The 23,578-nt window shown below is 71.9% G+C and carries 25 protein-coding genes; 15 read left to right on the forward strand and 10 right to left on the reverse strand.

Annotated features, from left to right (window positions below; genetic code table 11):
• Positions 1-65: 65 nt before the first annotated feature.
• The 4 genes from ACZ561_RS20395 to ACZ561_RS20410 form a co-directional block, all read right to left on the reverse strand.
• On the reverse strand, positions 66-1,145 hold the full coding sequence (locus ACZ561_RS20395; protein ID WP_470996809.1) for a sensor histidine kinase: 1,080 nt from the start codon (positions 1,143-1,145) through the stop codon (positions 66-68).
• Positions 1,138-1,833 (reverse strand): response regulator transcription factor, encoded by a 696-nt coding sequence (locus ACZ561_RS20400; protein ID WP_470996812.1) that lies wholly within the window; start codon positions 1,831-1,833, stop codon positions 1,138-1,140. Before ACZ561_RS20400 ends, ACZ561_RS20395 begins: the two co-directional genes overlap by 8 nt.
• Positions 1,834-1,901: 68 nt before the next feature.
• The gene (locus ACZ561_RS20405; RefSeq protein WP_470996816.1) at positions 1,902-2,606 is read right to left on the reverse strand and encodes a VanZ family protein; all 705 of its coding nucleotides are present in this window, start codon (positions 2,604-2,606) and stop codon (positions 1,902-1,904) included.
• A gap of 142 nt (positions 2,607-2,748) precedes the next feature.
• The gene (locus ACZ561_RS20410; RefSeq protein WP_470996818.1) at positions 2,749-4,404 is read right to left on the reverse strand and encodes an FAD-binding dehydrogenase; all 1,656 of its coding nucleotides are present in this window, start codon (positions 4,402-4,404) and stop codon (positions 2,749-2,751) included.
• Between the two features lie 93 nt (positions 4,405-4,497).
• Between ACZ561_RS20410 and ACZ561_RS20415 the strand changes: the two genes are divergently transcribed.
• The 5 genes from ACZ561_RS20415 to ACZ561_RS20435 are packed head-to-tail and all read left to right on the forward strand — an operon-like array spanning position 4,498 to position 7,203.
• Entirely contained in the window at positions 4,498-5,133 is a 636-nt protein-coding gene (locus tag ACZ561_RS20415; RefSeq protein WP_470996821.1) for a TetR/AcrR family transcriptional regulator, read from the forward strand.
• Positions 5,130-5,930, forward strand: a complete 801-nt coding sequence (locus ACZ561_RS20420) for a glucose 1-dehydrogenase (RefSeq protein WP_470996824.1) — start codon at positions 5,130-5,132, stop codon at positions 5,928-5,930. The genes ACZ561_RS20415 and ACZ561_RS20420 overlap by 4 nt, the downstream gene beginning before the upstream one ends.
• 35 nt (positions 5,931-5,965) lie before the next feature.
• Complete coding sequence (locus tag ACZ561_RS20425) at positions 5,966-6,481, forward strand: NUDIX hydrolase (protein ID WP_470996826.1); 516 nt, start codon at positions 5,966-5,968, stop codon at positions 6,479-6,481.
• A 9-nt stretch (positions 6,482-6,490) separates the two neighbouring features.
• Positions 6,491-6,886, forward strand: a complete 396-nt coding sequence (locus tag ACZ561_RS20430) for a YidH family protein (RefSeq protein WP_470996829.1) — start codon at positions 6,491-6,493, stop codon at positions 6,884-6,886.
• A complete protein-coding gene (locus ACZ561_RS20435) occupies positions 6,883-7,203 on the forward strand; it encodes a DUF202 domain-containing protein (RefSeq protein ID WP_470996832.1) in 321 nt (106 codons plus the stop codon). The genes ACZ561_RS20430 and ACZ561_RS20435 overlap by 4 nt, the downstream gene beginning before the upstream one ends.
• A 192-nt stretch (positions 7,204-7,395) precedes the next feature.
• Here ACZ561_RS20435 and ACZ561_RS20440 read toward each other — a convergent pair whose 3' ends face one another.
• On the reverse strand, positions 7,396-8,334 hold the full coding sequence (locus ACZ561_RS20440) for an NADP-dependent oxidoreductase (RefSeq protein ID WP_470996835.1): 939 nt from the start codon (positions 8,332-8,334) through the stop codon (positions 7,396-7,398).
• 128 nt (positions 8,335-8,462) lie between these two features.
• Between ACZ561_RS20440 and ACZ561_RS20445 the strand changes: the two genes are divergently transcribed.
• A complete protein-coding gene (locus ACZ561_RS20445; RefSeq protein WP_329122466.1) occupies positions 8,463-8,759 on the forward strand; it encodes a hypothetical protein in 297 nt (98 codons plus the stop codon).
• Positions 8,760-8,847: 88 nt separating this feature from the next.
• Positions 8,848-9,759, forward strand: a complete 912-nt coding sequence (locus ACZ561_RS20450) for an MBL fold metallo-hydrolase (protein ID WP_470996838.1) — start codon at positions 8,848-8,850, stop codon at positions 9,757-9,759.
• Positions 9,760-9,795: 36 nt separating this feature from the next.
• Here the strand turns inward: ACZ561_RS20450 and ACZ561_RS20455 are convergent, their stop codons facing one another.
• Positions 9,796-11,034, reverse strand: a complete 1,239-nt coding sequence (locus tag ACZ561_RS20455) for a glucarate dehydratase family protein (protein WP_470996841.1) — start codon at positions 11,032-11,034, stop codon at positions 9,796-9,798.
• 134 nt (positions 11,035-11,168) lie between these two features.
• On the opposite strand from ACZ561_RS20455, the gene ACZ561_RS20460 reads away from it, so the two are divergent.
• Entirely contained in the window at positions 11,169-12,191 is a 1,023-nt protein-coding gene (locus ACZ561_RS20460) for a phosphotransferase family protein (RefSeq protein WP_470996844.1), read from the forward strand.
• 6 nt (positions 12,192-12,197) lie between these two features.
• Positions 12,198-13,412: an acyl-CoA dehydrogenase family protein gene (locus ACZ561_RS20465; protein ID WP_470996847.1), complete on the forward strand. Its 1,215-nt coding sequence runs from the start codon at positions 12,198-12,200 to the stop codon at positions 13,410-13,412.
• A gap of 57 nt (positions 13,413-13,469) precedes the next feature.
• Here the strand turns inward: ACZ561_RS20465 and ACZ561_RS20470 are convergent, their stop codons facing one another.
• From ACZ561_RS20470 to ACZ561_RS20480, 3 genes are read right to left on the reverse strand one after another with little or no spacing between them, the layout of a single operon-like run.
• Entirely contained in the window at positions 13,470-14,063 is a 594-nt protein-coding gene (locus ACZ561_RS20470) for a TetR/AcrR family transcriptional regulator (protein ID WP_470996850.1), read from the reverse strand.
• 26 nt (positions 14,064-14,089) lie between these two features.
• Positions 14,090-15,748 carry an AMP-binding protein gene (locus ACZ561_RS20475; RefSeq protein ID WP_470996853.1) on the reverse strand — a complete coding sequence of 553 codons (1,659 nt, stop codon included), beginning with the start codon at positions 15,746-15,748 and terminating at the stop codon, positions 14,090-14,092.
• Positions 15,745-16,515 carry an SDR family oxidoreductase gene (locus tag ACZ561_RS20480; RefSeq protein WP_470996856.1) on the reverse strand — a complete coding sequence of 257 codons (771 nt, stop codon included), beginning with the start codon at positions 16,513-16,515 and terminating at the stop codon, positions 15,745-15,747. The genes ACZ561_RS20475 and ACZ561_RS20480 overlap by 4 nt, the downstream gene beginning before the upstream one ends.
• Before the next feature lie 152 nt (positions 16,516-16,667).
• On the opposite strand from ACZ561_RS20480, the gene ACZ561_RS20485 reads away from it, so the two are divergent.
• The 3 genes from ACZ561_RS20485 (at position 16,668) to ACZ561_RS20495 (ending at position 20,687) form a co-directional block, all read left to right on the forward strand.
• Positions 16,668-17,963, forward strand: coding sequence for an exo-beta-N-acetylmuramidase NamZ family protein (locus tag ACZ561_RS20485; RefSeq protein WP_470996859.1), 1,296 nt, complete (start codon positions 16,668-16,670; stop codon positions 17,961-17,963).
• A gap of 78 nt (positions 17,964-18,041) precedes the next feature.
• Entirely contained in the window at positions 18,042-19,364 is a 1,323-nt protein-coding gene (locus ACZ561_RS20490) for an erythromycin esterase family protein (RefSeq protein WP_470996862.1), read from the forward strand.
• Between the two features lie 111 nt (positions 19,365-19,475).
• The gene (locus ACZ561_RS20495; RefSeq protein ID WP_470996865.1) at positions 19,476-20,687 is read left to right on the forward strand and encodes an alpha/beta hydrolase; all 1,212 of its coding nucleotides are present in this window, start codon (positions 19,476-19,478) and stop codon (positions 20,685-20,687) included.
• On the opposite strand, the gene ACZ561_RS20500 is transcribed toward ACZ561_RS20495, so the two are convergent.
• Positions 20,688-21,455: a hypothetical protein gene (locus tag ACZ561_RS20500; RefSeq protein WP_470996867.1), complete on the reverse strand. Its 768-nt coding sequence runs from the start codon at positions 21,453-21,455 to the stop codon at positions 20,688-20,690. It lies immediately after the preceding gene.
• Between the two features lie 194 nt (positions 21,456-21,649).
• Here ACZ561_RS20500 and ACZ561_RS20505 point away from each other — a divergent pair, with 194 nt between their 5' ends.
• The 3 genes from ACZ561_RS20505 to ACZ561_RS20515 all read left to right on the forward strand — a co-directional run bounded on the left by ACZ561_RS20505 (position 21,650) and on the right by ACZ561_RS20515 (position 23,532).
• On the forward strand, positions 21,650-22,129 hold the full coding sequence (locus ACZ561_RS20505; RefSeq protein ID WP_470996869.1) for a hypothetical protein: 480 nt from the start codon (positions 21,650-21,652) through the stop codon (positions 22,127-22,129).
• A gap of 99 nt (positions 22,130-22,228) precedes the next feature.
• The gene (locus ACZ561_RS20510; RefSeq protein WP_470996872.1) at positions 22,229-22,837 is read left to right on the forward strand and encodes a hypothetical protein; all 609 of its coding nucleotides are present in this window, start codon (positions 22,229-22,231) and stop codon (positions 22,835-22,837) included.
• On the forward strand, positions 22,834-23,532 hold the full coding sequence (locus ACZ561_RS20515) for a 3-keto-5-aminohexanoate cleavage protein (RefSeq protein WP_470996875.1): 699 nt from the start codon (positions 22,834-22,836) through the stop codon (positions 23,530-23,532). The genes ACZ561_RS20510 and ACZ561_RS20515 overlap by 4 nt, the downstream gene beginning before the upstream one ends.
• Positions 23,533-23,578: the final 46 nt, after the last annotated feature.

Consider the following 23,578-nt stretch of genomic DNA (forward strand, 5'->3'; position numbering starts at 1 on the left):
GGGCGCACCGCGAGGGCGAGCCTCTCGAGTCGAACGACCCGGTGTGCCCCGCTCGGTGACGATGCCTACGGCGTGCCGGGAAGCCTGACCGTGACGAGGAGACCGCCGGCGGCGCGGGGGACGAGGTCGAGGGTTCCGTCGTGGGCGCGGACGATGCTGTGCACGATGGCCAGGCCGAGGCCGACGCCGGCGTGCTCGTCGGTGCGTACGCGTTCCGATCCGCGCTGGAAGGGCTCGGTGAGCGTCGGCACCAGTTCCGGTGGTACCGGATGGCCCGTGTTCTCGACCCGCAGCACGCTCGCGTCGTGCCGCGCTTCGGTGTGGACCGTCACGGTGCCGCCGTCGGGGAGGTTGTGGACGACGGCGTTCTGGACCAGGTTCGTCACCATCCGCAGCAGAAGCTCCGCGGAGCCGCTGGTCCCGGCCGCCCCGCCGGTGACGTCGATGGTGATCCGGCGCCGTTCGGCGAAGGGAAGCAGCGTTTCGGCGGCTTCCTCGGCGAGGAGGGAGAGGTCGACGCCGGCGCGGGCGAAGTGTCCGCGGTCGCCTCGGCTGAGCACCAGAAGGGCCTCGGTGAGGTCGATCGCCCGCGTGTTGACCGCGTACAGGCGCTCGATGAGTTCGCCCCGGTCCCGCGTGGGGTCCTTGCGCGCGACGTCGAGGAGCGTCCGCGAGATCGCCAGCGGGGTACGCAGTTCGTGGGAGGCGTTCGCGGCGAACCTCCGCTGCTCGGCGACGTGGGACTCGAGCTGTCGGAGCATCGAGTCGAACGCGTCGGAGAGTTCACGGAATTCGTCCTGGCGGCCCTTCATGCGGATCCGGTGGGACAGTGACCCGTTCCCGGCGATCCGTGCCGCATCCGTGATCCGAGTGAGCGGTGCGAGCATCCGGCCGGCGAGGATCCATCCCCCCACGAGGCCGAACACGAGCAGGAAGAGCATCGCCACGGCCGCGGCGGGGGCGAAGGTGTGCACAAGGAGGTAGCGGTTGGGTGAGATCCCGAGAAGTCCCTGGGAGTTGTCGGGTACGTAGCGCAGCAGGAACACCCACACCACGGCCAGCAGGAGAGCGCCGGCGACGGCCAGGAACCCTGCGTAGCTGAGAGCGAGTCTCATTCGGACGCTGAGCCCTGGTCGTCTACGCATGCGCACTGCCGGGACGGTTGGTGTCGGGGCCCGTCTCGATGCGGTAGCCGACGCCGGGCACCGTGGCGATGATCCATGGTTCGCCGAGCCGTTTGCGCAGGGCGGAGACGGTGATGCGCACGGCGTTGGTGAGGGGGTCGGCGTTCTCGTCCCAGGCCCGTTCCAGCAGCTCTTCGGCGCTGACGACACCGCCCTCGGCGGCGACGAGGACGTCCAGGACGGCGAACTGTTTGCGGGTGAGCGCGACATGGCGTCCGTCGCGGAAGACCTCCCGGCGGAAGGGGTCGAGCCGCAGGCCCGCGATCTCGCGGACCGGGGGCCTGGCGTACGCGCGTCTGCGGTCGAGCGCCCTCAGCCGCAGGACGAGCTCCCGCAGCTCGAACGGCTTGGTGAGGTAGTCGTCGGCGCCGAGCCCGAAACCGGAGGCCTTGTCGTCGATCCGGTCGGCAGCGGTGAGCATGAGGATCGGGATGCCGCTGCCGGAGGCGACGATGCGCCGGGCGACCTCGTCGCCGGAGGGGCCGGGGATGTCGCGGTCGAGGACCGCGAGGTCGTAGGAGTTGACGCCGAGCAGTTCCAGGGCGGAGTCGCCGTCGCCGGCGATGTCGGCGGCGATCGCCTCCAGCCGGAGACCGTCACGGACGGCTTCCGCCAGGTAGGGCTCGTCCTCCACGATCAGTACGCGCATGGCCGAAGCCTAAGCAGCACGACATATCGCCGACGTATGCGACGACCCGCAGGCACCGGACACGCGGCTCACCCCGCCGGTGACAGCGCGGGGCGAGGCCGGTCCGACGGTGCCTCCGCCGTCGTGCGCCACCAGCGGCGCGACGCCAGTCCGGCGAGCACGGCGCCGGTGGCGTTGACCAGTACGTCGTCCACGGAGGACACCCGGTCGAGGCTCAGGACGTACTGCGCTGTTTCGACCAGGACCGAGCAGCCCGCCCCGAGCGCCAGGATCCGCGGCACGGACGCCACGGCGGCGAACCGCATCGGGGCGAAGAACCCCAGAGCCGCGAAGACGAGCAGGTTGCCGACGATCCCGAGCGGCCCCATCGTGACCAGGTCCCGCAGCGGTACCAGGCTCACCCGGGCCGGGACGACGCCGGCCCCGGCGCCCGGCATCATGGTCATCCACAGGAACGGCACCGTCCCGTGGACCATGCCCACCTCGGCCAGCGACGTCCGCCACACCGAGGGGAGGCCGGCGGCACGCCGACGGCGCGCCAGAGCCCAGACCACCAGCGCGGCCAAGGGCAGTGCGACCAACGTCATGAGCACCACACCGTTGAACGTGTCGAGGCAGCCGTGCCACCGCCCGGCCATGCACCTCGGGGCGGACATCATGAGCGGTCCCCGCACGACGAACAGGGCGCTCGCGATGCCGAGGGCCGTCAGGCCGAGGAGCACGATCCTGCGCGTGCGACGGGGCGGTGCCGAAAGGGATGCGTCGTGGTTCACGCAACCCATGGAAGACGGAGTGCCGTTGCGGGGGCGTATGCGTTTTTCGATACGCCCCCGATACACGCCATCCCCGGCATCGGGGAACCGGCGCGAGCCGGCAGTGGGACGCACCGGTTACGGGACGGCCTCCGGACAGGCCCTAGCCGACCGCCTTCGCCGCCGCCCTGCCCGCCGCACGGCCCGAGAAGATGCAGCCGCCGAGGAAGGTGCCCTCCAGGGAGCGGTAGCCGTGGACGCCACCGCCGCCGAACCCGGCCGCCTCGCCCGCCGCGTGCACCCCTTCCAGTACCTCGCCGTCCTCCTTGAGCACCCGCGACGACAGATCCGTCTCCAGACCGCCGAGCGACTTCCGGGTGAGGATGTTCAGGCGTACGGCGATCAGCGGGCCGGCCTTCGGGTCCAGGATGCGGTGGGGGGACGCCGTACGGATCAGCTTGTCGCCCAGGTACTTGCGCGCACCCCGGATCGCCGTGACCTGAAGGTCCTTGGTGAAGGGGTTGGCGATCTCCCGGTCCCGGGCGGTGATCTCGCGGCGCAGCTCCGCCTCGTCGATCAGCGGCTCGTCGGTCAGCGCGTTCATGCCCCGGACCAGGGCGGACAGGTCCTTCTCCACGATGAAGTCGACACCGTGGTCCATGAACGCCTTCACCGGTCCCGGCACGTCCGCGCGGGCCCGGCCGATGACGTCCCGGATCGACTTGCCGGTGAGGTCGGGGTTCTGCTCGGAGCCCGACAGGGCGAACTCCTTGCCGATGATGCGCTGGTCGAGCACGAACCAGGTGTGGTCGTAGCCGGTCTTCATGATGTGCTCGAGCGTGCCGAGGGTGTCGAAGCCGGGGAAGAGGGGGACGGGCAGCCGACGGCCGCGGGCGTCCAGCCAGAGCGAGGACGGTCCCGGCAGGATGCGGATGCCGTGCTTGGCCCAGATCGGGTTCCAGTTCTCGATGCCCTCGGTGTAGTGCCACATCCGGTCGCGGTTGATGTGGTGCGCACCGGCCGACTCGGTGATGCCGAGCATCAGCCCGTCCACATGGGCGGGGACGCCGGAGAGCAGCTTCGCGGGCGGGGTGCCGAGCCGGTCCGGCCACTGCGCGCGGACGAGATCGTGGTTGCCGCCGATGCCGCCCGAGGTGACGATCACCGCCTGGGCGCGGAATTCGAAGGTGCCGGTGGCCTCCCGGCTGCTCGCGGTGCCGCGCTCCGCGGTGGAGGGCGCCAGGATCTCGCCGCTGACGGTGTCCACGGCGCCCGCCGTGCGGCCGAGGCCGGTGACGCGGTGGCGGAAGCGGAAGGTGACGAGGCCCCGGGCGACGCCCTCGCGGACCCGCTGCTCGAAGGGGGCGACGAGGCCGGGGCCGGTACCCCAGGTGATGTGGAAGCGGGGCACCGAGTTGCCGTGCCCGTTCGCGTCGTACCCGCCGCGTTCGGCCCAGCCGACGACCGGGAAGAACCGGACTCCGCGGGAGTGCAGCCAGCTGCGCTTCTCGCCCGCGGCGAAGTCGACGTACGCCTCCGCCCAGCGCCGCGGCCAGTGGTCCTCCTTGCGGTCGAACCCGGCGGTGCCGAGCCAGTCCTGGAGCGCGAGCTCGTGGCTGTCCTTGATCCGCATCCGGCGCTGCTCGGGCGAGTCCACGAGGAAGAGACCGCCGAAGGACCAGTGGGCCTGGCCACCGAGGGACTGCTCCGGCTCCTGGTCGAGCAGGATCACGCTCCGGCCCGCCTCCACGAGTTCGGCGGTGGCGACGAGCCCGGCGAGGCCGGCTCCGATCACGATCACATCAGCGTCGTACGACATGGACCGAATCTTGGATACACCGATGTATCGAGTCAACAGTTCGGACCGTGCGGACCCCTCCCACTTTCTAATGTCGAGCATTAATATGGATGCATGGCGAGGACATCCGGGCCCGATACCAGGGACAAGCTGATCCGCGCGGCGGAGGAGATCTTCGCCGCCCAGGGCGTCGACGGCGCCCAGCTCCGCGACATCGTCGCCCTGGCCGGACAGAGCAACCCCTCGGCCGTGCAGTACCACTTCGGCTCGCGCGGCGGCCTCCTCGACGCGGTGATGGCCGGCCGCCAGCGCCGTACGGAGCAGGTGCTCGGCCCGCTCCTCGCCCCGGGCCCCGACGAACCGCGCGCGCTGATCCGCGCCCTGGTCACCGCCGAGGCGAGCGAGCTGCGCACCGCACGCGGACTGCGCTGTCTGCGGATCTCCGCCCAGCTCAGCCATGAGAGCGGCGTCCGCACCCGCACGCCCCATCCCACACTCGACGGCACCGTTTACTGGCGGCTGATCGAGCGGCTCGAGGTCTGTCTGACCGCACTGCCCGAGCCGCTGCGCCTGGAGCGCCTCGATCTGGCGCTCACCGTCGTCGGCGCGGCCATGGCCGACCGGGCCCGGCAGTACCTCGACGGCACCCGACCGCTCACGGGTGAGGCGCTCTTCCTCGCCGATCTCGTCGAGACCACCACCGCCCTGCTCCGGGCCCCGCTCCCCGACATCCGAGAGGACCTCTCATGAACGAGCCCACCGCCGCCGCCGAGCCCACCCGTCTCCACGACCTGACCGGCCGGACCGTCCTGATCACCGGGGGCGCCCGCGGTCTGGGCGCCGAGGCCGCGCGGCAGGCCGTCGCCGCAGGGGCGAACGTCGTGATCACCGACGTGCTGGACGAGGACGGCAAGGCGACCGCGGCCGAGCTGGGCGAGCGGGCGCGCTTCCTCCACCACGACGTCACGTCGGAGGAGCAGTGGGCCGCGGCGGTGGCGTACGCGGTCGCCGAGTTCGGCGGTCTGCACGGTCTGGTCAACAACGCCGGAATAGCCAGCGGCGCGTTCCTTGAGTCCGAGTCCGTCGAGAACTTCCGCAAGGTGCTCGACATCAATCTGACCGGCGTCTTCATCGGCATGAAGGCCGCGATTCCGGCGATGAAGGAGGCCGGCGGCGGCTCGATCGTCAACATCTCCTCCGCGGCCGGGCTGATGGGTCTCGCGCTGACCGCGGGCTACGGCGCCTCCAAGTGGGGCGTGCGCGGACTGACGAAGATCGGCGCGGTGGAGCTGGGCACGGCGAGGATCCGCGTCAACTCGGTCCACCCCGGCATGACGTACACCCCGATGACCGCCGTCGTCGGTATCGAGCGGGGCGAGGGCAAGTACCCGAACACCCCCATGGGGCGGGTCGGCGAGGCTCCCGAGATCGCGGGCGCCGTCGTCTTCCTGCTGTCGGACGCGGCGTCGTACATGACGGGTGCGGAGCTGGCCGTGGACGGCGGCTGGACGACCGGTCCGACGGTCAAGTACGTCATGGGTCAGTGAGGACGGGTGCCACCGGCCGGTGATTTCATGGCGGGATGACGAACCCCGCCGAAGAGATCCTGGACGTCGTCGACGAGAACGACGAGGTGGTCGGCCAGGCCCCGCGCGCCGAGGTGTACGCGCGGGGCCTGATCCATCGCTGCGCCTTCATCCTGGTACGGGACGCCGAGGACCGGATCTTCGTGCACCGCCGGACGCCGTCGAAGCTCGTCTACCCGTCCCTGTACGACATGTTCGTCGGCGGGGTCGTCGGCGCGGGCGAGTCGTACGACGAGGCGGCGCTGCGCGAGGCCGAGGAGGAGCTGGGCGTGACCGGCCTGCCGCGGCCGGAACCGCTGTTCCGCTTCCTGTACGACTCCGGGGGCGTCGCCGGGAAGTGGTGGTCGGCCGTCTACGAGGTGCGCTGCACGCTGCCGGTGCACCCCCAGGTGGAAGAGGTCGCCTGGCACGCCTTCCTGCCCGAGGAGGAAGTGACCTCCCGGCTCGGTACGTGGGAGTGGGTCCCGGACGGCCGGGCGGCCTATGAACGGCTGCGCGCGCACCGCGGTTAAGGTTCCCGGGTGAGTGACTTCGTGCAGAGTCTGCGGCTGTGGTTCGCGCCGCAGCGGATCCGGGACGAGGGCGAGACTCCGGACTACCGGTTCTCGCTCGCCAACGAGCGCACCTTCCTCGCCTGGATCCGGACCGCGCTGGCACTCGTCGCCGGCGGTTTCGCCGTCGACCAGTTCCTGCCGGATCTGCGCTGGGGGGTACGGGTCGGGCTCGCCCTGGCGCTGATCGGCGCGGGGGCGCTGTGCGCGCTGCGGGCGGTCAACCACTGGGTCCGGTGCGAGCGGGCGATGCGGCGCGGCGAGGACCTGCCCGTGTCGCGGTTCCCGACGGTGCTGAGTCTCGCGGTGGCCGTGGTGGCGCTGGCGATGGTGGTGGTCATCGTCTTCGGCTGGGCCGGGCGGTGACGGAGCCGGCGACGCCGGCCCGGGACCCGGGGCTGCAGCCGGAGCGGACGCGGCTCGCGTGGCGGCGTACGACGCTGACGTTCACGATCGCGGCCGTCCTCGCCGCGAAGGCGGTGATCCGTGACGAGATCACCGCGGCGGGAGTGACGGGCGCGGCGCTGGCGGTGCTGGCCTGGCTGGGCTTCCTGGCCGTCGCCCACCGCCGGATCCGCGCCCTGGACGCGGCACGGCCGGGTCCGCTCTCGCACCGGGGCGCGCTGCTGGCGACGGTCTGCACGGTCGCGCTGGCGGCGTTCGCGGTCGCGGTGGTGCTCTGACGGCGCCGAGGGCTCCGACGCGCGAGCTGGCTCGACCCGGGGGCCCGACCCGGGCGCTCTTTCCTGGGGCTCGACTCGGGCGGTAGACGCGAGGGGCTCGACCTGGGGGCCCGACCCCGGGACCTGCTTTTGGGGCCTGTTCATGGGCCGTGCTCCCGAGGCCCGCTCTTGCGGCGCGCTCCAGGAGCCCTGTCAGTCGGGCCACTCCACCGTGACCACGACCTTGCCGTTCAGGCCGCCCTCGGCGTTCGCGCGCTGGGCATCGGCGGCCTGTTCCAGCGGGAAGCTCCGGGCGACCCGTACGGACAGCACGCCCTCGTCGACCAGCTCCGCGAGCGCGGCGAGGTCCCGGGGATCCGGGCGCACCCAGAAGTAGCGGCCTCCGAGGCCGATGACCTCGCCGTCGGCGATCGAGGCGAGGCGGCCTTCGGGGGCCAGCACCCGGGGGGTGAGCTTGAGGAACGGGCCGCCGATGGTGTCGAAGGCCGCGTCCACGCCGTCCGGCGCCAGCTCCCGGACCTGCGCGACGAAGGTGTCCTCGTCGAACAGGACCGGCTCGGCGCCCAGCTCCCTGATCCGCTCCTGGCCCGCCTCGCGCGCCGCACCGATCACCCGGCAGCCGAGGTGGCGGGCGATCTGGACGGCCATGGAGCCGACCCCACCCGCCGCCGCGTGCACCAGGACGGTCTCGCCGGAGCGAACGGCGAGAGCCTGGTGGAGCACCTGGTAGGCGGTCAGTCCGGCCAGCGGAAGGGCGGCGGACTCCTCGAAGCTCATGGTGCGCGGCTTGCGGGCGAGAGTACGGACCGGGGCGGCGACGTACTCGGCGAAGGTGCCGCGGGCGAGGAAGTCCTCGCGGACATAGCCCATCACCTCGTCGCCGACGGTGAACTCGGTGACCGAGACGCCGGGCTGGACGACGACGCCGGAGACGTCCCAGCCGGGGATGACGGGGAAGACCGCGTCGATCATCCCGTCGAGGTAGCCGGCCTGGGCCTTCCAGTCGACGGGGTTCACAGCGGCCGCGCGCACCTTGACGAGGACGTCGTCGGGGCCGACCTTCGGGTCGGGCCGCTCGCCGTACTCGAGCACCTCAGGTCCGCCGTACCGGCTGTAGCTGATCGCCTTCATACCCCGAACGATCACGTCGCCCCTCTCGCCCCGCAAGCCGGGTTGGCCCGGCGGAGTGCGGCGACGCGCTCACCGGGGCGCAGCGCCGACACAAGGACGAAGGAGACATTTCGGACTAGCCTGAGGTCATGACCCTTCTGCACCACGAGCACCCCACCCACGCCCACACCCACGGCCCGTCGTGCGGGCACACCGCCGTCACGCACCGGGACCATGTCGACTACGCCCATGACGGGCATCTGCACCGCGAACACGCCGGGCACTGGGACGAGTGCGAGCCCACGTCGCACGTCGCGCACACCCACCCCGATCACACGCACGGGCCGGAGTGCGGGCACACCGCCGTCGCGCACGGGGACCATGTCGACTACGTCCACGACGGACATCGGCACGCGGAGCACGGCAACCACTGGGACGACCACTGAACTTTCGTGGAACGGGCCCGACTTGGCAGGCACACTTGTCTCCCTGCCCTTGCCAGTCGGGCCCGTCCTTCATGTCCGGGGGGAATCCTTGTCCGTCACCGATCCCTATGTCGTCCGCCTCGCGCCGCACGTGCACGCCTTCGTCCAGCCGGACGGCGGCTGGTGTCTGAACAACGCGGGGTTCGTGGGCGACACCCGCGAGACTCTGCTCGTGGACACGGCCGCGACCGAGCGGCGGGCGCGGCTGCTGCGCGAGGCAATCCTCTCCGAGGGGCTGCCGCTCCCCCGCACGATCGTCTCCACGCACCACCACGGCGACCACACCTACGGCAACGGGGTGTTCCTGCCGGAGGCGCGGATCGTCGGGCACGACAACTGCCGGGCGGAGCAGCTCGCGGCCGGGCGTCAGCTCCATCTGCTGTGGCCGCAGACCGATTTCGGTGCGATCGAGGTGACGCCGCCCTCGCTCACGTACAGCGAGCGGCTGACGCTGTACGTGGGTGAGCTGGAGGTGCGCGTGCTGCACCCGGGGACGGCTCATACGACCGGCGACTCGATCGTCCATCTCCCGGAGCAGGGCGTCGTCTTCACCGGGGACCTGGTCTTCCACGGCGGGACGCCGTTCCTGCCGATGGGTTCGCTGTCCGGTTCGCTGCGGGCGCTGGACCTGCTGCGCGCGCTGGACGCGCCGACGGTGGTGCCCGGGCACGGCCGGGTCACCGACCCGTCGGCGTACGACGCGACGGAGCGCTATCTGCGCTGGGTCGCCGAGCTGGCGCGCGAGGGCCACGGCAAGGGGGCGACTCCCCTGGAGACGGCCCGCGGGGCCGACCTCGGGGAGTTCGCGGCCTGGCGGGAGAGCGAGCGGCTGGTGGCGAACCTGCATCGGGCGTACGCGGAGCTGGACGGGCTCCCGGAGGGCTCTCCGCTGGACCCGGCGGTGGTCTTCGGCGACATGGCGGCGATGAACGGGGGCGTGCCCGTGGCGTGCCACGCGTAGCGCGGGGCACGGGCGGGGCGCACGGGTGGGACGCGCCTACGTGAGCCGGCGCATCGCCGCCGCGTCGTCGCGGTCGCGCAGGGTGCCGTCGTCCTCGCGCCAGCGGCGGTGGAGGTCCGCGAGCCGGTCGCGGTCCAGTTCCACACCGAGACCGGGAGCGTCGGAGACCGCCAGGCGGCCGTCGTGGAACGTGGCGCGGGCGGTGACGACGTCCTCGGTCTGCCAGGGGTAGTGGGTGTCGCAGGCGTGGTCGAGGTGGGGCAGGGTCGCGGCGACCTGGGTCATCGCGGCGAGGCTGATGCCGAGGTGGGTGTTGGAGTGCATGGAGAGCCCGACGCCGTACGTGTGGCAGAGCGCGGCCAGTTCGCGGGTGCGGTGCAGGCCGCCCCAGTAGTGGTGGTCGCAGAGCACGATCCGTACCGCGTCCCGGGCGAAGGCCTCCGGTACCTCCTCGAAGGTCGTGACACACATGTTCGTGGCCAGCGGCACGTCGGTGCGGGCGGCGACCTCGGCCATGGCGTCCGTGCCGGTCGCCGGGTCCTCCAGATACTCCAGGACGTCCTTCAGCTCCCGAGCCACCTCCAGCGCGGTCTCCACCGACCAGGCGCCGTTCGGGTCGAGGCGGAGCGGCCGGCCGGGGAACTCCTCGGCCAGGGCGCGGATCGCCGCGATCTCCTGTTCGGGCGGGAAGACGCCGCCCTTGAGCTTGAAGGAGCGGAAGCCGTACGTCCGGTCGAAGCGGCGGGCCTGTTCGACGATCCCCGCCGGGTCGAGGGCCGCTCCCCAGACGTCCGCTCCTTCGAACTTGTAGAAGAGGTACGCGCTGTACTCGACGGAGTCACGGACCTTTCCGCCGAGCAGGGCGTGGACGGGCAGGCCCAGGCTCTTGCCGAGGGCGTCCAGGCAGGCGACCTCGAAGGCCGAGACGACGGAGAGCCGGAGCTTGTCGGCGGTCTGCACTCCGCGCAGCCCGGCCGCGTCGACCCGCTCGTCGACGGCCCGTGAACCGCCGCACACCTGCGCGGCGAGCGAGAACAAACCGTTCACGTCCGTGACCGATCGGCCGGGCAGGGCCTCGGCCAGCGGCCGGGCGAGGTCCAGGTACCTCGTATCGCCGTAGGTCTCGCCGAGGCCGACGACACCGCCGCGTGTGACGACCTCGACCACGAGCCGTGGCGTGTAGGGCTGGTGCACGCCCTGGGTGTTGAGCAGAGGCGGGTCGGAGATCAGGATCGGGGTCAGCCGGACTTCCTCGACGAACAGCTCTGGATTCATATGTGAACTCTATTCATGAGTCCGATCGATGGCCAGAGCGCCGACACTGCTTTCCCGCCCGAACCCTGGACGACATACCGACTGGTCGGTCATCATGAACGCCGACCCGCCCCGCGTCCCCGGAGGTACACACGATGAGCGCAGTCCAGCCGCCAGGTCTCGATCCCGAGCAGTTGCGCGGATTCCTCGACCGCGAGCGGCCCGGACTCGTCGGCGGCCCGCTGACCGCCCGGCTGATCGAGGGCGGCCGGTCGAACCTCACGTACGTCGTCACCGACGGCACCGGCCAGTGGGTCGTCCGCAGGCCCCCGCTCGGCCACGTCCTGGCCACCGCGCACGACATGAAGCGCGAGCACCGCGTGATCACCGCCCTGCACGGCACGGCGGTGCCCGTCCCCGGGACCGTGCTGCTCTGCGAGGACGACAGCGTGCTCGGAGCGCCGTTCTACGTCATGGAGTTCGTCGCCGGCACCCCGTACCGCTCGGCCGAACAGCTCGCCCCGCTCGGCCCCGAGCGCACCCGCGAGGCCGTCCTCGGCCTGGTCGACACCCTCGTCGACCTGCACGCCGTCGACCCGGCGGAGGTGGGCCTGGGCGACTTCGGGCGGCCCGACGGCTTCCTCGACCGGCAGCTGCGCCGCTGGGGCAAGCAGCTCGACGCCTCGCGCAACCGCGACCTGGCGGGCATCGACGAGCTGCACGCGGCGCTCGGCCGCGCGCTCCCGGCCTCTCCCGCCCCGACCGTCGTCCACGGCGACTACCGCCTGGACAACGTCCTGATCGGCGAGGACGACCGCATCAAGGCCGTCCTCGACTGGGAGATGTCGACGCTCGGCGACCCGCTGACCGACCTCGGGCTGCTCGCGATGTACAGCGCGCCGCTCGACGTCCCGCACTCCCCCGTCAGTACGACCGCCACGGCCGCCGGCCACCCCACGCCCGCCGAGCTGATCGAGCGCTACGCCGCCCGCTCGGGCCGCGACACCTCGGCGATCTCCTGGTACACGGCCTTCGCCTGGTTCAAGCTCGCCGTGATCCTGGAGGGCATCCACTACCGGTACACCCTCGGCCAGACCGTCGGCGCCGGCTTCGACCGCATCGGCGAACTCGTCCCCGTCTTCATCGAGCACGGCCTCACCACCCTTCAGGAAGGCTGATCCGTTATGGACTTCGCATTCGACGCACGGACCGAGGAGCTCCGGGAGAAGCTGCTCACCTTCATGGACGAGCACGTCTACCCCGCCGAGCAGACCGCACACGAGCAGCGGGCGCTGCTCGCCTCGCCGTGGGACACCCCGCAGATCGTCGAGGAGCTGAAGGCCGAGGCCCGCCGCCAGGGTCTGTGGAACCTCTTCCTGCCCGACGCCGAGCACGGAGCGGGGCTGACCAATCTCCAGTACGCGCCGCTGGCGGAGATCACCGGCCGCAGCCCCGAGCTGGCCCCCACGGCCCTCAACTGCGCGGCCCCCGACACCGGGAACATGGAGGTGCTCGCCCAGTTCGGCGACGAGGCGCAGAAGAAGCAGTGGCTGGAGCCACTGCTGGCCGGCGAGATCCGCTCGGCGTTCGCGATGACCGAGCCCGAGGTCGCCTCCTCCGACGCGACGAACATCGAGACCCGGATCACGCGGGAGGGCGACCAGTACGTCCTCAACGGCCGCAAGTGGTACATCTCCGGGGCGATGAACCCCGACTGCAAGATCTTCATCGTGATGGGCAAGACCGACCCGGAGGGCGCCGATGTGCGCCGCCAGCAGTCGATGATCCTCGTCCCGCGCGACACCCCCGGTGTCGAGGTGCGGCGGGCCATGCAGGTGTACGGCTACGAGGACCACTCCCACGGCGGCCACGCCGAGGTGCTGTTCCACGACGCCCGCGTCCCGGTCTCGAACCTGATCGGCGAGGAGGGCGGCGGCTTCGCCATCGCCCAGGCCCGGCTCGGCCCCGGCCGGATCCACCACTGCATGCGGCTGATCGGCATGGCCGAGCGGGCGATCGAGCTGATGTGCCGGCGGGCCGTGTCCCGTACGGCCTTCGGCAAGGCGATCGCGCAGCAGGGGGTCGTGCAGAACTGGATTGCCGACGCCCGGGTGACGGTCGAGCAGCTGCGCCTGCTCGTCCTCAAGACCGCCTGGCTGATGGACACCGTCGGCAACCGCGGTGCGCACACGGAGATCCAGGCCATCAAGATCGCGACCCCGCGCGCGGTCGTCGACATCATCGACAAGGCCGTGCAGGTGCACGGTGCGGGCGGGGTGTCGCAGGACTTCCCGCTGGCCCAGCTCTGGGCCGCGGCGCGGACTCTGAAGCTGGCGGACGGCCCGGACGAGGTGCACCAGCGGTCGCTGGCCCGGCGGGAGCTGAAGAAGTACCTGTGAGCCGAAGCGGGCACCCGGGGCGGAATCGCCCCGGGTGCCCTCGGCCGTGCCGGAGCGCTATGGCCGCAGCGCCCGCAGCAGCAGGTCGGCGAGCTGGTCGGCGACCTGCTGCGGAGTCAGCGGGCCATCCGGGCGGTACCAGGTGGACAGGTGGTGGACCGAACCGAAGTGGTAGTCCACGACCAGGTCGGCGGGGGTCGCCACGGAGAACACCCCGGCCTGCTGGCCCTCCTCGATCAGGGCGCGGAACCGCTCGTGGTAGTGCCGCCGCTCGGCGCGCACCTGCTTGTTCTTCTCCGGGCTGAGGTGGTGCATCGAGCGGAAGAAGATCGAGGCGTCGTCGAGGTTCTCGATCGTGGTCACCACGACGTCGGCGGCGGCGGCCCGCAGCCGCTGCTCGACCGGGGCGTCCGCGTCCGCGAAGGCGTCGAGCCGCTCCTGCTGCAGCCGCAGCACGCGGGAGTAGACCTCCTGGAGGAGGTCCTCCTTGGAACCGAAGTAGTGGTAGAGCGCGCCCTTGGTGACGCCCGCCGCCTCCACGATCTCCTGGACGGAGGTGCGGTCGTAGCCACGCTCCGCGAAGAGCCGGGTGGCGGCGGCCAGCAGCCTCTGGGGGACGGGGGTACCGCTCCCGTCCGTCGTCCTGGCCATGCGCCGCCGCCTTTCCCTTGTGATCGTCATGAAGTGGGGGAACGGAGTTCCCGCCTCAGGATCTTCCCACTTGTCGTTTTCGGCAGCTCCGCCAGGATCTCGACCTCGCGCGGATACTTGTACGCGGCCAGCCGCTGCTCGCAGTACGCGGAGAGCTCGCCGGGCTCCGCGGCGGCGCCCGGGCGCAAGCTCACATAGGCCTTCACCGTCTCGCCCCGGTAGGCGTCGGGGACGCCCACGACGGCGGCCTCACGGACGGCCGGGTGGGTGTAGAGGACGTCCTCGACCTCCCTCGGCCAGACCTTGAAGCCCGAGGCGTTGATCATGTCCTTCTTGCGGTCGACGACGTAGAGCCAGCCGTCCGCGTCCATGAAGCCGATGTCGCCGGTGCGCAGCTCCCCGTCGGGGAAGGTCTGCTCGGTGGCCTCCGGGAGCCGCCAGTAGCCCGGTACGACCTGCGGGCCGCGTACCGCAATCTCGCCCGGTTCGCCGAAGGGCACCTCGGCGCCGGTCTCGTCGAGGATGCGGACGACCGTGTCGGGCCCGGGGAGACCGACGGAGAGGGTGCCGGAGGCCGGGTCCACCGGGGCCTCCAGCTCGGGCGGTACGGCGGCGCAGGGGGCGGTGCATTCGGTGAGGCCGTAGCCGTTGCGGATGTACGGCCCGAAGCCGGCACGGAACTTCTCCACCAGCGCAGGCGGCACCGGCGCGCCGCCCGAGGAGATGACAAGGAACGAGGAGAAGTGGTCGCGGGTCGCCCCAGGGTGGGCGCCGAGCGCCATGAAGGCCGTGGAGGGGCCGACCGTGTAAGCGGGGCGGTGCTCGAGGAAGGCGTCGAGGACGACCCCGGCATCGAAGCGGTGGGCGAGGACAAGGGTGCCGGCGTTGCCGAAACAGGCGGCGAGCTCGCAGACCAGGCCGGTGATGTGGAAGAGCGGGGCGAGCGCGAAGTAGCCGGCTCCCTCCGGAATCGGGTGCCCGGTGCGCTGGCGCTCGGCGTTGTAGCTGATGCCCCGGTGGAGGTTGAGCGCGCCCTTGGGGGTGCCGCTGGTGCCGGACGTGTAGCTGATCAGGGCCACGTCGTCGGCGGTGAGCTCACGGTCGGCGGGGGCGGGGTGGCCGGCGCGGGCGACGGTCAGCAGGTCGTCGACCTCGGTGGGCACGGGCTCGAAGGCGAGGACACGGGGGTCGTCGCGGGTCTGGAGCTCGCGTTCGCAGGCGGTGAGCGCGATCCGAACGGAAGAGTCGGCCGCGGTGTCCCGCAGATACGCCTCCCAGGCCCGGTCGGAGCAGATCAGGGCGGTGGCGCCGGAGTCCCGCAGGGCGTGCCCTACCTCGGCCGACTTGTACATCGGATTGAGCGGGACGACCGTCGCGCCGGCCTTCCAGGCGCCGAGCAGGGCGAGGACGAAGTGCGGGCTGTTCTGGAGCATGATCGCGACCCGGTCGCCCCGCTCCAGGCCGTGCGCGACGAGGTGCCCGGCGACCGAGTCGGAGAGCGCGTCGGTCTCGCGGTAGGTCAGGCGGCCGTCGAAGTAGGCGAGGGCCGGGCTCTCCGGGGCCCGGGCGGCGGAGGCCCGGAAGGCGTGGAGCACCGTGGGCGGCGGGGCGATGGGGGCCCGCTGGGCCTCGGTGAGCCGGTCGAGCCAGGGCTTGGCCGCGTACGGCGACTGGGTCGAGGTCATGCGCCGGCTCCTTCCCACTTCCGCTGGATGTGGTTCATGTTGCCGAGCCATCGCTCGGGGTCGGTCGCCCTGGCCCGGTAGAACTCGGCGACCTCGGAGTGCGGGAGGACCAGGAAGCGGTCGGCGTCGATGGCGTCGAAGAGGGAGTCGGCAACGTCCTCGGGCTCGATGGCGGTGGGGGCGAGGACCAGCTCACCGGCCGATCCGGCGGCGGTGAGCATGTCCGTACGCACACCCTGCGGGCAGATCGCGTGGACCTTGACGCCGCGGTGGCGATACGTGAGGGAGAGCCATTCGGCGAAGGCGTAGGCGCCGTGCTTGGAGACGCTGTAGGGGGCGGCGCCCACCATGGTGAGCAGGCCGGCGGCGGAGACCGTGGAGACGAAGCGGCCGGTGCCGCGCTCCAGCCAGTCGGGCAGCAGCGCGCGGGCGGCGCGGACATGGGCCATGACGTTGACGTCCCAGGCGGCGGCCCAGACGGCCTCGTCGGCGAAGGCGTCACCGGGCGAGGCGAGTCCGGCATTGGCGCACCATACGTCGATGGTGCCGGTGCCGCCGAGGGCCTCGCGGGCCTCCTCGACGATCGCCGAGGCGTCGCCCGGGACGGCGGTGGCGCCGATCTCCTCGGCGACGGCCTTGGTGCGGTCGGGGTCGAGGTCGTTGACGACGACCCGGGCGCCCTCGGCGGCGAACCGGCGGGCCAGTGCGGCTCCGATCCCGCCGCCCGCGCCCGTGACGACCACTCCAGCGCCCTGCACCGTACTCATCGGGATCCGCCTCTCCGTTGTGACAGTGCCAGCAGACTAACCAGTCGGTATGTAGCAAGGGAAGACCTCTGGTGCACGCCTCGTTCCCTGGGGCCGTCAGGAGCGCTAGCGTGCGGGCCCATGTCAGGGAAGGCGATCAAGGAGGTTTCCGTATGAGCCTGTCGAGCCCGTCGAACCCGTCGAACTCGTCGAGCCGGTCGCACCCGTCGGGCCTGTCGAGACGCGGCCTGCTCGCCGCCGGCGGCGCGGTCGGGCTGGGGGCCGCGACAGCCCCCGTGGCCGTCGCGCACGGCGGCGGCCACCGGGTCCGCACCGGGTTCGACCGGCTGGTCGCCGACGGATACGCCCCGCTGGCCGGGCAGAAGGTCGGTGTCGTCACCAACCCGACCGGGATCACCTCGGACGTGCGCCACATCGTCGACGTCATGCACGCGGACGACCGGGTCGACCTGGTGGCCGTCTTCGGCCCCGAGCACGGCTTCCGGGGCACGGCGCAGGCGGGCGGCTCGGAGGGCCGCTACGACGACCCCGCGACCGGGCTTCCGGTCTACGACACCTACCTCAAGAGCGGGCAGCCGCTGGCGGACGTCTTCACCGCATCGGGCGTGGACACCGTCGTCTTCGACATCCAGGACGCGGGTGCCCGCTTCTACACGTACATCTGGACGCTCTACGACTGCATGGTGGCGGCCGCGCTGGCGGGGAAACGGTTCGTCGTCCTGGACAGGCCCAATCCGGTCACCGGGCGGGCGGCCCTCGGTCCGGTCCTCGACCGCTCCTTCGCCACCTTCGTGGGGCGCGAACCGATCGCGCAGGCGCACGGGATGACGGTGTCGGAACTGGCCCGGCTGTTCAACGGAGAGTTCCTGGCAGAGCCGGTGGAGCTGGAGACCGTACAGATGTCGGGCTGGAAGCGGCGCGACTTCTTCGACGCCACCGGGCTGCCGTGGGTGCCGCCGAGCCCCAACATGCCCACGCCCGACACCGCGCTCGTCTACTCCGGCACCTGCCTCTTCGAGGGCACCAACCTCTCCGAAGGGCGCGGCACCACCCGCCCCTTCGAGCTGCTCGGCGCGGAGGGCGTCGACCGGCGGTGGGCGGAGACGGCGAACGCCCTTGAGCTGCCCGGAGTGCGCTTCCGCGAGGCGTACTTCGCCCCGACCTTCTCCAAGTTCCAGGGGAAGACGGTCGGCGGGGTCCAGGTGCAGGTGCACGACCGGGAGGCCTTCGACCCGGTACGGGCCGGGATCGGGCTGCTGATCAGCGCGAAGCGCTCGTGGAGCGGCTTCGCCTGGCGGCCGGACAACTGGATCGACAAGCTGACGGGCTCGACACGCGTCCGGACCCTGATCGACGCGGGCGCGGACACGGACGAGGTGGTGGGCGCGTGGGCTTCGGATCTGGCCGCGTTCCGTGCCGTGCGGAAGGAGTACCTGCTCTACCGGTGACAGGTGGGGGAAACCCCCGCGTGATCACGGGTGCGGGCAGGTTGGCCGGGGTGGGTCCGTCGCCACCACACTTGATCCATGAACACGTTGACACGACATCGGTTACCGCTGGTGGGGGCGGTCGTGGCGCTCTGCCTCGCCGCCCTCGCCCCGGCCGCGAGCGCGGACGCGACGGCCGCACCGGACCCCGCCCGTGAACTCGCCCGTACCGCGAGCCCCTTGGACGACCTGCGGCCGCTGGACCGGATGATCGGCTCGGCCAAGGTCCTCGGAATCGGGGAGGCGACCCACAGCTCCTCCGAGTTCTTCGAGACCAAGCACCGGATCTTCGAGCACCTGGTGGAGAAGAAGGGCTTCACGACCTTCGCGCTGGAGGCCAACTGGTCGACGGGGCTGTTGATCGACGACTACGTACGCTTCGGCAAGGGCGACCCGCGGCAGATCCTGGACGACGAGTTCCAGAACGCCTACCGGTTCTGGAACACCGAGGAGTACCTCGACCTGATCCTCTGGATGCGGCAGCACAATCTGCGCCATCCCGGCCACCAGGTGCGCTTCATGGGCAACGACCTGGGCTACGCGGGACCGCAGCTCTTCGACAAGGTCACGGGCTACGTGGCCCGCACCCACCCGCGGCTCCTGCCGCGCTTCCAGGAGCTGTACCGGGCCTCACAGCCGCTCGGTGACGTCGACACCTGGATGAACGGGTACCTCGCCAAGCCGTTGGAGGAGCGTCGGCGGATGGCCGCGGACGTGAACCGGGCGCTGGCGCTCCTGGAGGGGCAGAAGCCCGGCCGGGACCGTGAGGCGCACACCTGGACGGTCCAGCACGCCCGGGCGATCGCGCAGGTCGGCACCGAGATGGCGCACGACGCGGAGAGCGCCACGGGCGTCGCCGACGCGATGCTCTACCGGGACCGGATCATGGCCGAGAACACCGTGTGGTGGCAGCGGGCGACCGGCGACCGGATCGTGCTGTCCGCGCACAACAACCACGTCGGCTACGAGACGACCAAGCCGGACCAGTACCCGCGCCTCCAGGGGGCCTTCCTGCGGGACGCGCTCGGCAGGGACTACGTGAGCATGGGCGCCTCCTTCGGGCGGGGCTCGTTCAACGCCCATGACACCGAGGCAGCGGGCGAGCCGATCCGCACGTTCACGGTCGGCCGGCCCGCTCCGGACAGCAGCGCGGAGACCCTGGACCGGGTGTCGCCGCGCCCCTTCTACCTGGACCTGCGCGCCGCGACGCCCGCGGCCCGCGACTGGCTGAGCGTGCACCGCCCGGCCTGGCTGATCGGCACCGCGTACCCGTGGGAGGGCAACCGCTCACCGGTCCGGCTGACCACGTCGTACGACCTGCTCGTCCACTTCCCCGAGGTCTCCGCGGCGCGTTTGCGCTGAAAACCTGGCCGTCCCTCCGTGCGCGCAGGATGCTGTCGCGGGAAGAACATCCCCAGCAGTTTCCTCAGGAACTTCCCCAGCACTTCCTCGACGCGGAGGGACGGGCAGAGCATGGCCGGAATGAGTGTGGAGCCGTACCGGGAGATCACCTTCGACAAGGACGGCGACGGGGCGGCCCGGCAGCACGAGGCGCTCGCGGCGCTGGCCGCCCAAGGGGTCACGGATCTGGTGATGTTCGCCCACGGGTGGAACAACACCCGATCCGTGGCGACCCGGTTGTACTCGGCGTTCTTCGCCCCGTTCCCGGAGATCCTGAGGCCGGATGTGCGGGCCGGGTACGTGGGGGTGGTGTGGCCGTCGATGATGTTCTCGGACGAGCCGATCCCCGACTTCGAGTCCGTGGCCGCGGTGCACCCGGGCAAGGAGTCGGTCGTGGAACGGCTGGCCACGCTGCTGCGGGAGCAACCGGACGACGAGGCGGCGCTGACCGAGTTCGGCGAGCTGCTCCGGCAGTTGACCGACACGAACGGCTCGCAGGGTTTCACGAGGGACGACCCGGAGGTGCCGGACTTCCTGCTCGCGGACCCGGTGGTCGTCTGCGCGATGTTCGCCGACGCGCTGGAGGAGGCGGCGGGTCCGGGGAGCCTGCCGACCCCGCGCGAGGCGTTCGGGGGCAGGCTGACGCGGTACTGGAAGGGCGCGCGGGAGGCCCTGCGGCAGGCCACGTACTACACGATGAAGCGCCGCTCCGGCACGGTCGGCGAGCGCGGGCTCGGCCCCTTGCTCGGCGAACTCGCCCGCTCCTCCCCCGGACTGCGGATCCATCTCGTCGGTCACAGCATGGGCGCCCGCCTCGTCTCGTTCGCCCTGCGCGGCCTGCCGGCCGATGTCCGCAACGTGGCTTCGGTGACGCTCCTCCAAGGGGCCTTCTCCCACTACGCGTTCGCGGCCCGCCTCCCGCACGACCCGGGCCGGGGCGGTGCGCTGCGCGATCTCCAGCGCCGCGTGGACGGCCCCGTGGTCGCCTGCTACTCCCGCCATGACACCGCGCTGCGGGTCATCTACCCCCTCGCCTCCCGGCTGGCCCGCGACGCCGACTCGCTGCTCGGCAGCGACAAGCGCTGGTGGGCGATCGGCCACGACGGCGTCCAGGCGGTTCCGGGCACGCCCTCGCTGCCGCTGACAAAGGCCCTGCGCGACGGAATCCCGGCGACGGGATGCGTGAGCGTCGACGCGGCGGAGGTGGTGGGGGAGCACAGCGACATCTGCCACGCGGAGCTCGCCCGGCTGGTGGCGTCGGCGGGCCGGATCAGGGGGCGGTAGTCAGGTCCGCGGACGGCCCTCACCGGCCTGCTCGACGAGCCGTTCCATCGTCTCCACCGGAAGTGAGGGGTGAGCGGCGGCCGTCACGGCTACGTCCCGGTCCGGGTGCGCCAGCAGGTCCTCGACGATGTCCGCCGGAGTGGCGGGGTGCTCGGCGATCGAGGCCAGGGCCTTGGGCGAGGACCCGGTGTGCCGCGCCATCCTGCGCAGCAGGGCGGCGGGACAGCCGGGGTTACGGGCGACGGCCCCGTGCAGGGGCGGACCGTGGCGCTCGGCGAGTTCGGTGAGCCGGGTGGCGGCGAGTGCCGGGTGGGGCGCGATCCGCCGGGCCACCCCGATGTCGGGGTCGGCGGCGAGCAGGTCCACGAGGTCGGCGGGGAGGTCGGGGCGGGCGGCGACGAGGGCGCGTACCTGCGCGACGCGACTCCTGGCCAGCTCGTGAAGCTCCGCGTCGGTGGCGGCGAGGATCCGGGGCAGCGGTTCGCGCGGGAGCCGCCGGTCGGCCGCGAAGGCGGTCAGCCAGGAGAGGGGTATGGCGGGATGCTCCGCGACGGCCGCGCGCACAGCGGGATCGGGATCGTCGGCGAGCCGCCGGAGCAGGGGTTCGCCGACGGTGGGATTGCGCGCGGCGGTCATCCGTACGTAGGCGACGGGGTGGCCGGCCAGGCGTGGGTGGAAGTGGGCCGGCAGGTCGGTCCGCTCCGCGATCTCGGCCGCGGCCCAGGCCTCCTCGGCGTCCAGGAACTCCTCGAGACCCGCCGGCGGCACGGCGGGGTTGCTCGCTGCCGCGATCCGTATCCGGCGGATGCCCGGCGCGTGGTCGGCGCAGCCCTCGGCCCGGGAGTGGCAGGAATCACAGCGGGTGGGCGCGGGCCGGCCCCGCCGTCGGCGAGGAGGGAGGCGAGCAGGGCGGGCGGTGCGTGGTCGTTCGACGCGAATTCGGTCCGTACGACAGTGTGGGGATGGCGGGCGATTTCCTCGGCAAGGGGCGCGGGGAGGTCGACGGCATGAAGCGCCACCCGCTGGACCACCTCGGGATCCCGGTCGCGGGCGAGGACGGCGATCACCTCGGGGGACAGCAGTTCCGCGTGGTCCGCGAGGGAACGGCGGATCTCCGGATCCGCATGCGCGGCGAGCTGCTGCGCGGCGGCTCGGGGGGCGATGCCCGCCTGCACGGCGGCCAGCAGCGCCCGGGGGTTGTCGCGCGGAACGTCCGCCCAGGACACCTTCCCCTCGACGATGAGCGTGTCGATCTCCTCGCCCTGGTGCGCGAGCAGCGTCTTCACCTGCGGCCCGGTCAGCTGCGGGCGGTACGCGAGGAAGAAGGGAACGTCCTCGTGGCCGGTCTCCAGGAGCCGTGCGAACAGCCGTTCCGGCAGCGCCGGATTCTCCGCGAGCCCCAGTACGACGTCCCGCAACAGATCTCCCTCGCGCGCCTCTGATGGCCCCCATCGAATTTTCGATGGAACACGAACGGGCGGCCGTTCGTCCATTCCATAACGTCCTTGACGCCGAAGTACCACCGACGGAGGTGCGAAGCGATGGCGGGTTTCCGGAGTCTTGCGAGACAGGTGCGCGATCCCGGGAGTGACACGGCGCTGCGGAGGTACTCGCTGCGCAAGTGCCTGGAGCGGTTCGCCCCGTACGGGCACCGCGCGACCTGGGACCATCTGTGCCGCAGGCACAGGTTCGGGCCCGAGGATCGGGAGCTCGATCCTGGGCGGCTGGTGGCCGCTCTGGAGGAGCTGGAGGAGGCGCGGGCGGTGTGGCTCGCGTACGAGGAGGAGTTCGCGGCGCGGCGGCGGCGCGAGAAGCACGGCGGGCTGAGGCGGCCCGGCGCGCTGGACGACTGGCACCGGCGGACCTGGGGCGGCAACGGGGTGGCGCGGTGCGACGATCCGGCGGTGCATCCGTCGGATCCGCTGGCCGAGGTGCTGCGGCGGCTGATCACCGCGCTGCAGTCCGCTCCCGGGGAGTTCTGCCCGGTGTGCGCGGGGCCCCGGATCGAGTGGCGGCCGGATCTGGACGACGAGCCGTGGTTCGGTCCGGTGTGCGGTGACTGCGGGGTCGTGGTGCCGCGGGCCGTGCTGACGGCGGGGGCGCTGGCCCGGGCGCGGGAGACGGTTCCACGGCTGGCGTCCGTGGCGTGATGCAGGTCTGTCTGAACGGGGGCCGCGGTCCGGGGGATTCGGCGGCCGTGCCGATGTCGCCGGCCGCGATGGCGGAAGCGGCGGCACGGGCGGTCGCGGCCGGGGCGTCGGACATTCACGTACACCCCAGGACTCCGTGCGGCGGGGAGACGCTCTCGCCCCGGGTGCTGGCGGAGACCCTGACGGCGATCCGCGCGGCCGTGGACGTGCCGGTGGGGGTGACGACCGGCGTGGCGGAGGAGCCCGATCCGGTACGGCGGGTGGAGCGCGTCCGCGCCTGGACGGTCCTCCCCGACCACGCCTCGGTGCACTGGCACGAGCCGGGCGCGGAGGAGCTTGCGGCTGCACTGATGGAGCGGGGCGTCGGCGTGGAAGCCGGACTGCGATCGGGTACGCGGGGTCCTGCGCGCTTTCTCGGCTCACCCCTCGCTCCCCGAGTGCTGCGCGTCCTGGCGGAGGTCACCGGCCCCGACCCGGTCACGACGGCCCGTACGCTGCTGGCCGAGGCGGGCGGGAGCCACGGCCGGCCGATCCTCCTCCATGGCACCGACGCCGGCGCGTGGCCGGTCCTGCGACTGGCCCGTCGTCTCGGTCTGGCGACGCGTATCGGTCTGGAGGACACGCTGTTCCTGCCGGACGGAAGCCCTGCGCGGGACAACGCCCAGCTGGTCTCGGCCGCGTTCCCGGAGGAGTAGCCCCCCGCTGCGGGGAGCGCGAGGCTACCCGTGCGAAAACCGCTGG

The sequence above is a fragment of the Streptomyces sp. NPDC039609 genome (genome assembly GCF_055596705.1).

Coding starts and splice junctions, on each gene's coding strand:
- ACZ561_RS20395 (WP_470996809.1), bottom strand. CDS start 1,145: ATGCGTAGACGACCAGGGCTCAGCGTCCGAATGAGACTCGCTCTCAGC.
- ACZ561_RS20400 (WP_470996812.1), bottom strand. CDS start 1,833: ATGCGCGTACTGATCGTGGAGGACGAGCCCTACCTGGCGGAAGCCGTC.
- ACZ561_RS20410 (WP_470996818.1), bottom strand. CDS start 4,404: ATGTCGTACGACGCTGATGTGATCGTGATCGGAGCCGGCCTCGCCGGG.
- ACZ561_RS20415 (WP_470996821.1), top strand. CDS start 4,498: ATGGCGAGGACATCCGGGCCCGATACCAGGGACAAGCTGATCCGCGCG.
- ACZ561_RS20420 (WP_470996824.1), top strand. CDS start 5,130: ATGAACGAGCCCACCGCCGCCGCCGAGCCCACCCGTCTCCACGACCTG.
- ACZ561_RS20425 (WP_470996826.1), top strand. CDS start 5,966: ATGACGAACCCCGCCGAAGAGATCCTGGACGTCGTCGACGAGAACGAC.
- ACZ561_RS20440 (WP_470996835.1), bottom strand. CDS start 8,334: ATGAAGGCGATCAGCTACAGCCGGTACGGCGGACCTGAGGTGCTCGAG.
- ACZ561_RS20445 (WP_329122466.1), top strand. CDS start 8,463: ATGACCCTTCTGCACCACGAGCACCCCACCCACGCCCACACCCACGGC.
- ACZ561_RS20455 (WP_470996841.1), bottom strand. CDS start 11,034: ATGAATCCAGAGCTGTTCGTCGAGGAAGTCCGGCTGACCCCGATCCTG.
- ACZ561_RS20460 (WP_470996844.1), top strand. CDS start 11,169: ATGAGCGCAGTCCAGCCGCCAGGTCTCGATCCCGAGCAGTTGCGCGGA.
- ACZ561_RS20465 (WP_470996847.1), top strand. CDS start 12,198: ATGGACTTCGCATTCGACGCACGGACCGAGGAGCTCCGGGAGAAGCTG.
- ACZ561_RS20470 (WP_470996850.1), bottom strand. CDS start 14,063: ATGGCCAGGACGACGGACGGGAGCGGTACCCCCGTCCCCCAGAGGCTG.
- ACZ561_RS20475 (WP_470996853.1), bottom strand. CDS start 15,748: ATGACCTCGACCCAGTCGCCGTACGCGGCCAAGCCCTGGCTCGACCGG.
- ACZ561_RS20480 (WP_470996856.1), bottom strand. CDS start 16,515: ATGAGTACGGTGCAGGGCGCTGGAGTGGTCGTCACGGGCGCGGGCGGC.
- ACZ561_RS20485 (WP_470996859.1), top strand. CDS start 16,668: ATGAGCCTGTCGAGCCCGTCGAACCCGTCGAACTCGTCGAGCCGGTCG.
- ACZ561_RS20490 (WP_470996862.1), top strand. CDS start 18,042: ATGAACACGTTGACACGACATCGGTTACCGCTGGTGGGGGCGGTCGTG.
- ACZ561_RS20495 (WP_470996865.1), top strand. CDS start 19,476: ATGGCCGGAATGAGTGTGGAGCCGTACCGGGAGATCACCTTCGACAAG.
- ACZ561_RS20505 (WP_470996869.1), top strand. CDS start 21,650: ATGGCGGGCGATTTCCTCGGCAAGGGGCGCGGGGAGGTCGACGGCATG.
- ACZ561_RS20510 (WP_470996872.1), top strand. CDS start 22,229: ATGGCGGGTTTCCGGAGTCTTGCGAGACAGGTGCGCGATCCCGGGAGT.